Below are 13,009 nucleotides of genomic sequence, written 5' to 3' on the forward strand. Positions count from 1 at the left end.
CCAAGAGAAGCCGCTGTAATACCCTTACCAAGACCGGATACTACACCGCCTGTAACAAATATATACTTTTTAGCTTTCTTTTCAGTATGATTAGCCATAAATTATACCTCAATCTCTCCTTCAAATACTTTTTCGGCATTACCTGTCATATAAACAGTTTCGTCTGTGTAGTTAATAACGAGGTCGCCGCCTTTGAGCTTGATTTTAATATCGTCGCCCTTTTTGCAGAAGCCGTTTTCACAAGCTGCTACAGCTACCGCACAAGCACCTGTACCACAAGCCCAGGTTTCGCCTGAACCTCTCTCCCATACTCTCATTTTGATTGTATGGTCGTCAAGTACTGTAACAAATTCTGTATTTACTCTTTCAGGGAAGAGCTTGTCATTCTCAAATACCGGGCCAATCTTTTCAATGTCAAGATTGTCAATATCATCCATAAATACTACGCAATGTGGGTTACCCATTGATACGCAGGTGATGTTGTATTCCTTGTCGCCGATTGTAACAGGCTCGTTTACGATCTTGTCCTTGTCCATAGCAACCGGAATTTCTTTAGGATCAAGAATTGCCTTGCCCATATCAACTCTGAGGCTTGTTACCTCACCGTTTGTTGTATAAGCCTTGAGGCTCTTAATGCCTGAAAGAGTTTCGATTGTAATTTCGTCTTTCTCCTTGTAGTCAACCATACCGTGGTCATAGAGGAACTTACCTACGCAACGAATGCCGTTACCGCACATCTTACCCTCTGAGCCGTCAAGGTTGTACATCTTCATCTTAGCGTCAGCAACTTTAGATGGGCAAACAAGGATAATACCGTCACCACCGATACCGAAGTGTCTGTCAGAAAGTCTTACAGAGAGAGCCTCCGGATTGTTGATTTCCTGATCAAAAGTGCTGAAGTAAATGTAGTCATTACCGATGCCCTGCATCTTTGTGAATTTAAGCATTTCTTTCTCATCCCTCATGTGGTTAATATCTATAAGCTCTGTGCTGTGCTGTGTGTAGTGGCTCTTAAGGCAATCTGCAAGTGCATTTGCTGTATCAAGAGCTGTAAGACAAGGAATGTTTCTTTCAACTGTTTTTCTGCGGATTTTAACAGAATCTCTTGATGGAATTCTGCCCTTAGCAGAAGTTGAAATTACATACTGAATCTTGCCTGACTCAATAAGTGTGAGTGTGTTGTCTGTCTTGCACTCGTGAATCTTCTTTACAGCAACAGCGTCAATACCGTATTTCTTGAGTACTGCGGCAGTACCCTCTGTAGCGTAAATTTTAAAGCCAAGGTCATAGTACTTCTTGGCAATCTCGCCGATCTCGCCCTTATCGGAATTACGAACTGTGATGAACACACCGCCGTTCTTCTTCATCTTGTAGCCTGCACCGATGAGTCCTTTGTAAAGTGCCTCTTCAAGTGTGCCTGCAACGCCGAGAACCTCACCTGTTGACTTCATCTCAGGACCTAAGTGGTTATCAACATTTATAAGCTTTTCAAAGCTGAATACAGGGACTTTTACTGCAATGTAAGGGCTCTTTCTGTAAAGTCCTGTGCCATAGCCCATATCCTTGAGCTTTTCGCCTAGCATTGCTCTTGTGGCAAGGTCAACCATCGGTACACCGGTAACCTTACTGATGTAAGGAATTGTTCTTGATGAACGAGGATTTACCTCGATTACATAAAGCTCATCTTTATAGATAAGGTACTGAATGTTTACAAGACCCTTTGTCTGTAACTCGATAGCAAGGTTCTTTGAGCTTTCAATAATGGTCTGAGTCATCTTGTCTGAAATATTCCAAGCAGGATATACAGCTATTGAGTCGCCTGAGTGAATACCGGCTCTCTCAATATGCTCCATGATACCAGGAATAAGAATATCCTCACCGTCACAGATAGCATCAACCTCAAGCTCTGTACCCTGTAAATATTTATCAATAAGAATTGGGTTCTCTATATTCTGTGCAAGAATAATAGCCATATACTCCTTAACATCTGCCTCGTTGAATGCGATAATCATATTCTGACCACCGAGTACATAAGACGGACGGAGAAGTACAGGATAACCGATTGTTTCAGCGACCTCAAGAGCCTCATCAGTTGTCATAACTGTTACGCCTCTTGGACGCTTAATGTGATATTTCTCAAGGAGTTCATCAAAACGCTCTCTGTCCTCTGCCATATCAATAGCATCATATGAAGTACCGAGAATATTAACACCGCAGTCGCTCATATGCTTTGTAAGCTTGATAGCTGTCTGACCGCCGAATGCAACTACAACACCATATGGCTTTTCGGTATTGATGATACCCATTACATCTTCTGTGGTGAGTGGTTCAAAATAAAGTCTGTCTGCTGTGTCAAAGTCTGTAGATACAGTTTCAGGGTTGTTGTTTACGATAACAACATCATATCCTGCCTTTTTGAGTGCCCATACGCAATGAACAGAAGCATAGTCAAATTCGATACCCTGACCGATTCTGATAGGGCCTGAACCGAATACGATAACTGTCTTTTTGTCTGATTTATTATTTTTGATAAACTCTTCTGCCTCATTCTCCTTGTCAAAGGTTGAGTAGAAGTATGGTGTCTGTGCCTCAAACTCAGCGGCACAGGTATCAACCATTTTATAAACAGGTAAAAGGTTCTTTTCACACTTTTTGCCTGTAATAGCCTCAATAGTTCTGTTAAGGAAGCCAATCTGCTTTGCTCTGTAGTAGAGGTCATCTGTAAGCTCGTTGTTCTTGAGTTCTTCCTCAACTGCAATAATGTTCTTGAGCTTCTCAAGGAACCACTCATCAATGAGTGTAACTTCGTGAATCTGCTCAACAGTAATACCTCTCTTGAGTGCCTCATATACACAGAAAATTCTCTTGTCATCACAAACGCTGAGTCTGTCATAAACAGAAGCGTTTGAAAGCTGAGCAAATTCCTTGTCATCGAGAGTATCGTGAGAAATCTCAGCACCTCTTACAGCTTTCATAATAGCCTGCTCAAATGTAGGAGCAATAGCCATTACTTCACCTGTAGCCTTCATCTGTGTACCGAGTGTACGATTTGCATATACAAATTTATCGAAAGGCCATTTTGGGAACTTAACTACAACATAGTCAAGAGCAGGCTCGAAGCAAGCGTATGTAGTGCCTGTTACGGCATTCTTGATTTCGTTGAGTGTGTAACCGATTGCAATCTTAGCAGCAACCTTTGCGATTGGGTAGCCTGTAGCCTTTGAAGCAAGTGCAGATGAACGGGAAACTCTTGGGTTTACCTCGATAACAGCATAGTCGAAGGTTTCAGGATTGAGTGCGAACTGGCAGTTACAACCACCCTCTACCTTCAATGCAGAGATGATATTAAGAGCCGCACTTCTGAGCATCTGATATTCTTTATCTGCAAGAGTAACAGTTGGAGCAATTACGATACTGTCGCCTGTGTGAACGCCTACAGGGTCGAAGTTTTCCATTGAGCAGACTGTAATAACATTGCCGTCGCTGTCACGCATTACCTCAAACTCTACTTCTTTCCAGCCTGAAATACATTTTTCTACAAGTACCTGTGTGATTGGTGAAAGCTCAAGGCCGTTTGAAGTAATCTCTCTTAATTCTTCTTCGTCATTAACAATACCGCCGCCTGTACCGCCGAGTGTGAATGCAGGACGGATAATTACAGGGTAGCCGATTTCGTCAGCAAATTTTACGGCAGACTCAACATCGTTTACAACAAGTGAAGGAATAACAGGCTGTCCGATTTCAAGCATTGTGTCCTTGAACATCTGTCTGTCCTCTGCCTTGTCAATGGTTTCAGGGTTTGCACCGAGAAGCTGAACGCCGTATTTATCAAGGAAGCCTTCCTTTGCAAGCTGCATAGAAAGTGTAAGTCCTGTCTGACCGCCAAGTGTGGAAAGCAGGCTGTCCGGACGCTCCTTTTTTATAATTCTTTTAACTGTTTCAAGTGTAAGTGGCTCAATATAAATCTTATCAGCCATTGCATTATCTGTCATAATGGTAGCAGGGTTTGAGTTTACAAGAATAACCTCAAGTCCCTCTTCCTTAAGAGCACGACAAGCCTGTGTGCCTGCGTAGTCAAATTCAGCAGCCTGACCGATTACAATAGGGCCTGAGCCGATTACCATAACTCTTTTAATGTTGCTTTTAAGTGGCATAAAATCATTCCTTATCCTTATTTAAAAATCAAATTCGTATATAAATTATGGATAGATTATTTGTTGTTTTTCATTAATTCAATGAAACGGTCAAACAAAAATGCTGTATCGTGAGGACCACCGCAAGCCTCCGGGTGGAACTGTACTGAGAAAGCCGGCATATTTGTATACTTAACGCCCTCGCAGGTGTTGTCGTTGCCGTTTACAAAGCTTTCTACTGCATTTTCAGGCATACTGTCGCTTACAACAGCGTAGCCATGGTTCTGAGAAGTAATGTAAACTCTGCCTGTTTCAACTTCCTTAGCAGGCTGGTTTGCACCTCTGTGGCCGTATTTAAGCTTTTCGGTTTTTGCACCCTGGCTAAGTGCCAAAAGCTGATGTCCAAGGCAAATACCGAATGTAGGAATTTTATATTCGCAAAGCTTTTTAAGCTCAGCAATAATAGCAGTGTTGTCTGATGGGTCGCCGGGGCCGTTTGAAAGCATAATGCCGTCAGGATTCATAGCCTTGATCTGCTCTGCTGTTGTGTGAGCAGGCACAACTGTAACATTACAGCCACGCTTTACAAGCTCTCTGCCGATGTTGTGCTTTGCACCAAAGTCCATAAGCACTACATTTAAGTCGCCGTTTTCAGCCTTAAATTCTTCTTTTTCGCTGATTGTTGTGCTTTCAACAGCCTGTTCTATTTTATATGCTTTAATTTCTGCAAGCTCCTGCTCTGTTACCTCGCCGCTGTAAGCGATTTTGCAGTTAAGCACACCATACTCACGAACAATTCTTGTGAGAGCACGGGTGTCGATTCCGTAAATACCGGGAATATCCGACTCTTTTAAAAAGGTGTCAAGATCGCCCTCGCAACGGAAGTTAGAGGGAGCTTGGCACCATTCTCTTACAATATAACCTCTGAGTGAGGGCACTTTGCTCTCAAAATCAGCGGGAATTACACCATAGTTACCGATTAAAGGGAAAGTCTGAATAACCACCTGACCAAAATAAGAAGGGTCGGTGAGTGTTTCAAGATAACCGGTCATAGCTGTAGTAAAAACCAATTCTCCCATAGTTTCTTTTTCTGCACCAAATGATTTACCCTCAAAAACGGTTCCGTTTTCAAGTATCAAATATGCTTTACGGCTCATAAACACACATTCCTTTCAGAAATTTTGCATAAATAAATTAGTTTTCGTAGGTTTTAATAACCTGCATTGCAATCTGCATTTTGCTCATACGCATATCCATCGCCTGCTTTTCAAGGTAGCGATGTGCCTCCTGCTCGGTCATATTAAGGCAGGTAATAAGCAGAAGTTTTGCTCTGTTTATTATCTTCATATCCTCTACAATATGGCGAAGCTTTTCGTTTTCCTCATTTACTGTGAGCATTCTCATACGAAAGCACTCAGTGAACTGCACATAGTGATGAAACAGATGCTTATTGATAGGCTTTGCTATTACAAGCACACCATGCTCGGTTAAAACATCGTTTACATCGTCTGCGTTCTTTTGAGGAACAATGATAACCACGCTTGAACGGGTAACTTTAGCAAAATGCATGGAAAGATCGATTCCGCTTTCCTCTGCAAGAGGTGCATTAATACAGATAAGGTCAAACTCGTCATTCTCCACAAGCTTTTTTGCTGTTTTAGAATTATCAGCAACAGAAATTTGTGTAAAGTACTCCGTTTTGAGTAGCTGTGAAAGTGATTCCGCACTTTGCACAGAGTGAGAAATAATTAAAGCTTTTTTCATAACCTTATCACCTCATTCACTTATCTTCAACATCATATTTTACAAGATTTTAAAGTATTCTAAATTGCATAAAGGAATTATAATATAATTTTTTATTGATTTCGACAATTACAATTCTATTATAGCAAAATGAATTACATAAAAGTTAAAAAACAATAAATTTTTAAAAGCTTTACAAAAAAGGCTGTTTCACTAATCAAATGAAACAGCCTCGTTGCCGTAGGATTAAATTTTTTAAATTACAGCTTATAGATTTTAGAAACAGAAAAATTTAATTTTTCTCGCTCTTAAATTATCACTCACCTTGACTAAGCAGCATTCTGTCATTTTCAAGCTTTGAGCCGCTTGCCTTTTCAAACTTCTGCAAGAGGTCATCAACTGTAAGCTTTTTCTTTTCTTCGCCTGAAATGTCAAGAATAATCTTGCCGTTGCCCATCATAATAAGACGGTTGCCATGCACAATAGCATCGTGCATATTATGTGTTACCATAAGGGCTGTAAGGTTATTTTCTGCAATAATTTTGTCGCTGAGTTCAAGCACCTTTGCCGCTGTCTTTGGGTCAAGTGCAGCTGTATGCTCATCAAGCAGCAAAAGCTTTGGTTTATTGAGTGTTGCCATTAAAAGTGTGATTGCCTGACGCTGACCGCCTGATAGAAGTCCTACCTTAGATGTCATTCTGTCCTCAAGTCCAAGTTCAAACTGCTTGAGTAATGCTCTGTACTCTTCCTTTTCGGATTTTTTAACACCCCAGCGTAAACCTCTTTTCTGACCTCGTCTTGCCGCAAGTGCAAGGTTTTCAAGTATCTCCATATCAGCAACAGTACCTGTCATCGGGTCCTGAAAAACTCTGCCAAGATACTTTGCTCTTTTATGCTCAGGAAGTCCTGTTACATCTACGCCGTCAATGATTATCTGACCGCTGTCAACAGGCCACACGCCTGCAACAGCGTTCAATGTGGTTGACTTACCTGCACCGTTACCGCCGATAACTGTGCAGAAATCACCCTCGTTTAAGTGAAGATTTACACCGTTGAGTGCAATCTTTTCATTTATTGTGCCTTTATTAAAGGTTTTGTGAATGTTAATAATATCAAGCATTGTCACTGCCTCCGTTAGCCTTGTTAGCCTTTAAATTCATCTTAGCTACCTTTTTAAAGGAGGTTTTACTCTTCTTCTGCAAATAAGGTACAGCAAGGAAGATTGCAACTATAATTGCTGTAAAGAGCTTTGTATCATCTGTAGGCATCTTGAGCCAGAGAACAATACCCATTGCAATATAGTAAAGAATACCGCCAACGATAACAAATAGCATTTTAATAACAAAGTTCATACGCTTGCGGAAAATTGCCTCACCGAGCACCTCACCAATAATTACAGCGGCAAGACCGATTACGATTGCACCTCTGCCCATATTAATATCGGCAAAGCCCTGATACTGAGCGAAAAGTGAACCTGCAAGGGCAACAAGACCATTTGAAAGTGCAAGGGCAATTACCTTTGCAACATTGATATTGATACCCTGTGCCTTACTCATAGCAGGGTTTGAACCTGTTGAGCGAATTGTAGAGCCTTGCTCTGTGCCGAAATACCAGTACATAGCGGCAATTACAATGGCAGCTATCGCAAGACCGATAATGATTGATAATGTAATATCGCTTGCAGAAATTACAAGAGCGTAGTTTCTGTAGCTTATAGGGAGGTTTGATTTTCCCATAATATTCAAATTTATTGAGTAGAGTGCAATCTGAGTAAGAATACCTGCAAGAATATCAGGAATACCGAGTAGGGTATGTAAAAGTCCTGTAACAAGACCTGCCGCAATACCTGCAAGGATTGCAACCACAAGTGCTACCCATACAGAGCAGCCGTTAATAAGCATAATTGCGGTAACCGCACCGCCTGTTGCAAAAGAGCCGTCAACGCTCAGGTCGGCAAAATTTAAAAGCTTATAGGTGATAAAAACACCGAGTCCCATAAGTCCCCATATAATACCCTGTGCAATGTTGCCCGGTAAGGCGGCAATAAAGTTTGCGGGATTAAGAGAACCAAAGTATTCTGCTAAAAATTCCATAAAAACCACCAATACATAAAAGATTGGGGTGTCGTTTTACCGGCACCCCACCGTTAGATTTTATATTATTTTTTATAAGGATATAAAAAGATTATTCCTCAATAGCATCGTAATCATCCGGAATTGTGATTCCGTAAGCATCGCAACGGCTCTTTACATACTTCTTTGTAACGCTTGGAGCAGACTCAACCTTTAATGTTGAAACATCAGCACCGTTTACAAGAATATCATAAGCCATTTCGCCTGTTTTCTGACCAAGCTCGTAGTAGCTGATTGAAAGTGTAGCAACACCGCAGCCTTTACAAATGCCCTCTTCACCAGCAATGATAGGTGTCTTAGCGGCAGTTGCTGTGTTGTCAATGATACCTGTGTTTGAAGCGGCTGTGTTGTCTGTAGGAATGTAAAGCACATCGTTTTCATCGCAAGCTGTCTTTGTTACAGCGGCAACATCGTTTGAGTCAGCAAATGAATATGTCTTTACTGTGTAACCTGCACTCTCAAAGAAAGGAGTGATTGTATCGCTCTGGTACTTTGAGTTAGCCTCTGCTGAACAATAAAGAATACCGATTGTTTTAGCGTCAGGGAAAAGCTCCTTGAGCATATCAGCCTGCTTGTCAAGCGGTGCAAGGTCTGTAGTACCTGATACATTCATACCTGAAACGCCTGTCCACTCAGCAATATCAAGTGCTGTGCCATAGTCTGTGATTGATGTACCAAGAACAGGAATAGTAGGTGTAGCTGTGTATGCAGCCTGAAGTGCCGCTGTGCCATTGCCGAGGATTAAATCATAGTTTGATGAAACAAACTGGTTGCAGATTGTGGCACAAGTAGCTGAGTCACCCTGTGCATTCTGCTCGTCAAACTTAACCTTGTCTGCACCGAGCTTTTCTGTAAGGGTATCTTTAAAGCCCTTTGTTGCAGCATCAAGTGCCTCGTGCTGTACAAGCTGACAGATACCGATGTTGTAAACCTTGCTTGTGTCTGCCTGTGTTGCAGAAGCAGGAGTTGAAGTATTTGAAGTTGTACCGCCTGTACAGCCTGCAAGTGCAGCTGTAACTGTGAGTGCTGCTGTGGCCGTAGCTAAAATTTTCTTTGTCATTTTCATAAGAAATCCGTCCTCTCATCAATTACTTTAACACTTAAACAAACATATGCTTTAAAGCTTTTACTTGCTAAAGTAATTATTATGTATAGTATTATATACCTTTAAAACAGATTTTGCAATAGCTAAACAGAAAATTTGTACGCTTTTTATAACAATACATATGGTAATTTGGTTATTTTACCGCCACATTCTTGTCACCAAGTTGGTGTTTAAGCTCTTTTATCATAACATCATTAAGGCTTACCCACATATTGGACGGTGCTTTCACCTTGCGTTTTGAATTTGTGAGGTAGAAAATTACAGGAGTAGGGCCTTCAAAAATATCTGTTACCCTTTTTGCTCTGCGGTACATATCTGTGTTGAGGTCATCAATTCTGAGATACAAAGCTTGCGGTGCATATGGTTTGCGATAACTGCCGTTAGTGTTCTGCTCTGCTCTGTGTTGTTCGTCATTTGTAGCTGGCATATTTTTACATTCTTCATTATTAAACGCCTTTGCTATGCTGTCGCAGATAATTTTCGGTTCTTCATTTTCCTTATAATTAAGAGAACCTTTGATAATAACCGGTGTACCCTCGTTTAAAAGAATTGTAGCCTTTTCATATACATTTGGAAAAACCACAACCTCCATTACGCCAAATTTATCCTCGACAGTTACAAAAGCCATAAGCTTGTTGCTTTTGGTCAGCTGAGTTTTTGTCCTCGAAATTATTCCGACAATAAGCACCCTTTTGCCATCAGGATATCTGCCTGCTTCATCATTAACAATCTCTCCGATTTTGTCGGCATTCATACGATGTGCATACAGACTATAGTTATCGGCAGGGTGACCGCTAAGGTATATGCCGGCAATTTCCTTTTCCATACGCAAAAGCTCGTTTGTACTAAACTCAGGCATATCGGGCAATTCAGGCTCTGAGGTCGCCTTTATATTTTCATCACCCATATCAAAGAAAGAGAGCTGTCCACCTTGGTTTCGTCTTGATTCATACTCAACATCATCAAGTACGGTTTTGCTGATTGCGAGCAGCTGGCGGCGGTTTGCACCGAGTCCGTCCAACGCACCGCATTTTATAAGGCTCTCGATTGCCCTGCTGTTCATATTTTTACCGTAAAGCCTTTTACAAAAATCGTAAAGACTTGTAAACGGCTTTAGTCTGCGTTCCTTGATAGTCTGATCAATGAACGCTCTGCCGAGGTTTTTTATAGCGAGAAGTCCATAGCGGATATTATTACCGCTTACGGTAAATCCGAGGTCGCTTTCATTCACGCTTGGTGGCAATACTTTTATGCCGAGTCGCTGACATTCACCGATATAGCCCGAAAGCTTGTTCTGATTATCAAGAACACTTGTGAGCAATGCCGCCATATATTCATGCGGATAGTGGCACTTTAAATATGCCGTTTTGTATGAAATCATAGAGTATGCGGCTGCGTGGGATTTATTGAACGCATATGATGCAAAGCTTTCGATTTCATCATATATTGAATTTGCAATTTTCTCGTCAATGCCCCTGCGAATACAACCGTCAACCACTACCTTGCCGTTTTCATCGGTAAGACCATACAGGAAAATTTTACGCTGTTTTGCCATTTCTCCTGCCTTTTTCTTACTCATTGCTCGGCGAACAATATCCGCCCTGCCAAGACTGAAGCCAGCAAGCACTCTGAGTATCTGCATAACCTGCTCCTGATAGACAATACAGCCGTAGGTTACCTCAAGAATAGGCTTTAAAAGCGGGTGCTTATAGGTGATATGAGAGGGATTATGACGGCAATCAATATAGCGTGGAATACTGTCCATTGGGCCGGGACGATAAAGTGAAACTACGGCGATTAAGTCCTCGATGGAATCGGGCTTTAGTCGCATAAGCACATTTTTCATTCCCTGACTTTCAAACTGGAACACGCCCTCGGTGTTGCCCTGCGAAATCATAGCGAACACCTTTTGATCCTTATCGTCTATATTATCGGGATTGTAGTCGGGATGATTTTTGCGAATCTGCCTGTCCGCATCATCTATTACTGTTAGGTTTCTCAGTCCCAAAAAGTCCATTTTGAGAAGTCCCAGCTCCTCAAGCGTGGTCATTGTAAACTGAGTTACCACATTGTCGTCATTTTTTGAAAGCGGTACATAGTCCGATACAGGGCGGTCTGTGATTACCACACCTGCGGCGTGCATAGTAGCGTGTCTTGGCATACCCTCAATGCTTCTTGCTATGTCGAGCAGCTGTTTGGTCTGCTCGTCCTCGTCATAGCGTTGTTTAAGCTCCGGACTTGCCTTGAGTGCCGAGTCTATGGTTACCTTTAACTCCATTGGCACAAGCTTAGCAACAGAGTCAACCGTTGCATACGGAATTGCAAGCACTCTGCCCACATCTCGTATTGCACCTCTTGCCGCCATTGTACCAAACGAGATAATCTGAGCCACTCTGTCTGTGCCGTATTTTCGCACAACATAGTCGATTACCTCGCCTCTGCGTTCTGTGCAAAAATCGACATCAAAGTCCGGCATACTTACACGCTCAGGATTTAAAAATCTTTCAAAAAGAAGATTATACTTTATCGGGTCAACCGCTGTTATACCTATGCAATAGGCACAAAGTGAGCCTGCACCCGAACCTCTGCCCGGACCTACAGGAATTTTTTCACTCTTTGCGTACTGGACAAAATCATTTACTATAAGGTAATAATCGACAAATCCCATTTTTGAGATTGTGGAAAGCTCGTACTCAAGACGGTCAATCAATGAGCTGTCAGGATTTTCGCCGTAATGTTTGTACAGTCCCTCATAGCATTTTCTGCGGAAATATTCGTAATGGTCTTCGTTATTCGGCACATCAAAGCGTGGCAGTTTTCGTACGCCAAATTCAAACTCCACATTACAGCGGTCGGCAATCTTCTGCGTATTATCGTATGCCTGCGGAAGATTCGGAAAAAGCGAACGCATTTCTTCCTCGGTTTTTAAATAAAATTCCTTGGTCTGAAACTCCATTCTGTCCACATCATTTATAGTTCTGTTCGTCTGGATACAGAGCAAAATGCTATGGATATAGCTATCCTTTTTATCAATATAGTGGCAGTCGTTCGTTACCACAAGCTCGGCACCGATTTCATCTGCAAGGCGAACAAGCTGTGGATTTATACGCTTTTGCTCCTCAATGCCATGATCCTGAAGTTCTATAAAAAAGTTTTCTTTGCCAAAAATTGACTGATAAAAAAGAGCCTTCTGCTTTGCACCGTCATAGTTTCCGTCAAGTAAATTTTGCGGAATTTCACCCGCCAGACAGGCAGAAAGGCAGATAAGGCCCTTGTTGTATTGCTTTAAAAGTTCATCATCTATTCGTGGCTTAGAGTAAAAGCCCTCGGTAAAGCCTTTTGACACAAGCTTTATAAGATTTTGATAACCCTCGTTATTTTCGCAAAGCAATACCATATGATAATATTTTTCATAGGCTGAATTTTTGTCAAATCTTGAATGTGGTGCAACATAGACCTCACAACCTATAACCGGTTTTATCCCCTGCTTTTTGCAGGCACGATAAAAGTCAATTACACCGTACATAACACCATGGTCGGTAATGGCAAGGGCAGTCTGACCCTTTTCCTTTGCTGATTTTACAAGCTCGTCAATACGGCTTGCACCGTCAAGCAAGCTGTATTCTGTATGATTATGAAGATGTGTAAAAGCCATAGTTATTCACCACACACCTTTGCGTTAATTTTTCCGTCACAGAATTTTACTGTGATGTTGTCCCCCTCTGAAAGTGCCTTTACAGAGGAAATAATTTCATCGTTCTTTTCAACTATAGCGTATCCTCTGTCAAGAATATTCATAGGGTTTAAAGCGTCAAGCTTTTTCTTGTATATAGCAAGATTATTTTCTTTTGTAGAAATATAATTTCCCATTGCCGTACTAAGTCTTTTGCTCTGCA

At 41.6% G+C, this 13,009-nt stretch carries 9 protein-coding genes; all 9 read right to left on the bottom strand.

All coding sequences use genetic code 11. The annotated features are described in order from the left end of the window. A partial coding sequence (locus ACJMMI_RS05095; protein ID WP_405354111.1) for a hypothetical protein occupies positions 1-98 on the bottom strand: 98 nt, incomplete at its 3' end. Between the two features lie 3 nt (positions 99-101). After that, a complete protein-coding gene (carB, locus tag ACJMMI_RS05100; protein WP_405354099.1) occupies positions 102-4,154 on the bottom strand; it encodes a carbamoyl-phosphate synthase large subunit in 4,053 nt (1,350 codons plus the stop codon). Positions 4,155-4,210: 56 nt separating this feature from the next. Further along, on the bottom strand, positions 4,211-5,290 hold the full coding sequence (locus tag ACJMMI_RS05105; protein WP_405354100.1) for a carbamoyl phosphate synthase small subunit: 1,080 nt from the start codon (positions 5,288-5,290) through the stop codon (positions 4,211-4,213). A gap of 37 nt (positions 5,291-5,327) precedes the next feature. Next, positions 5,328-5,897, bottom strand: coding sequence for an ANTAR domain-containing response regulator (locus tag ACJMMI_RS05110; protein WP_405354101.1), 570 nt, complete (start codon positions 5,895-5,897; stop codon positions 5,328-5,330). A gap of 295 nt (positions 5,898-6,192) precedes the next feature. After that, positions 6,193-6,996 carry an ABC transporter ATP-binding protein gene (locus ACJMMI_RS05115; RefSeq protein WP_405354102.1) on the bottom strand — a complete coding sequence of 268 codons (804 nt, stop codon included), beginning with the start codon at positions 6,994-6,996 and terminating at the stop codon, positions 6,193-6,195. Beyond that, positions 6,989-7,969 carry an ABC transporter permease gene (locus ACJMMI_RS05120; RefSeq protein ID WP_405354103.1) on the bottom strand — a complete coding sequence of 327 codons (981 nt, stop codon included), beginning with the start codon at positions 7,967-7,969 and terminating at the stop codon, positions 6,989-6,991. The genes ACJMMI_RS05115 and ACJMMI_RS05120 overlap by 8 nt, the downstream gene beginning before the upstream one ends. 91 nt (positions 7,970-8,060) lie before the next feature. Further along, positions 8,061-9,074 (bottom strand): ABC transporter substrate-binding protein, encoded by a 1,014-nt coding sequence (locus tag ACJMMI_RS05125; RefSeq protein ID WP_405354105.1) that lies wholly within the window; start codon positions 9,072-9,074, stop codon positions 8,061-8,063. A 172-nt stretch (positions 9,075-9,246) separates the two neighbouring features. After that, positions 9,247-12,768 carry a DNA polymerase III subunit alpha gene (locus ACJMMI_RS05130; protein ID WP_405354107.1) on the bottom strand — a complete coding sequence of 1,174 codons (3,522 nt, stop codon included), beginning with the start codon at positions 12,766-12,768 and terminating at the stop codon, positions 9,247-9,249. A 2-nt stretch (positions 12,769-12,770) separates the two neighbouring features. After that, a partial coding sequence (locus tag ACJMMI_RS05135) for an exodeoxyribonuclease VII large subunit (RefSeq protein WP_405354109.1) occupies positions 12,771-13,009 on the bottom strand: 239 nt, incomplete at its 5' end.

The sequence above is a fragment of the Ruminococcus sp. genome, assembly GCF_045129435.1.
Lineage (GTDB): Bacteria > Bacillota > Clostridia > Oscillospirales > Acutalibacteraceae > Ruminococcoides.

Excerpts from the sequence above, each read along its gene's own strand:
- carB (WP_405354099.1), bottom strand. The coding sequence starts at position 4,154 with ATGCCACTTAAAAGCAACATTAAAAGAGTTATGGTAATCGGCTCAGGC.
- ACJMMI_RS05105 (WP_405354100.1), bottom strand. The coding sequence starts at position 5,290 with ATGAGCCGTAAAGCATATTTGATACTTGAAAACGGAACCGTTTTTGAG.
- ACJMMI_RS05110 (WP_405354101.1), bottom strand. The coding sequence starts at position 5,897 with ATGAAAAAAGCTTTAATTATTTCTCACTCTGTGCAAAGTGCGGAATCA.
- ACJMMI_RS05115 (WP_405354102.1), bottom strand. The coding sequence starts at position 6,996 with ATGCTTGATATTATTAACATTCACAAAACCTTTAATAAAGGCACAATA.
- ACJMMI_RS05120 (WP_405354103.1), bottom strand. The coding sequence starts at position 7,969 with ATGGAATTTTTAGCAGAATACTTTGGTTCTCTTAATCCCGCAAACTTT.
- ACJMMI_RS05125 (WP_405354105.1), bottom strand. The coding sequence starts at position 9,074 with ATGAAAATGACAAAGAAAATTTTAGCTACGGCCACAGCAGCACTCACA.
- ACJMMI_RS05130 (WP_405354107.1), bottom strand. The coding sequence starts at position 12,768 with ATGGCTTTTACACATCTTCATAATCATACAGAATACAGCTTGCTTGAC.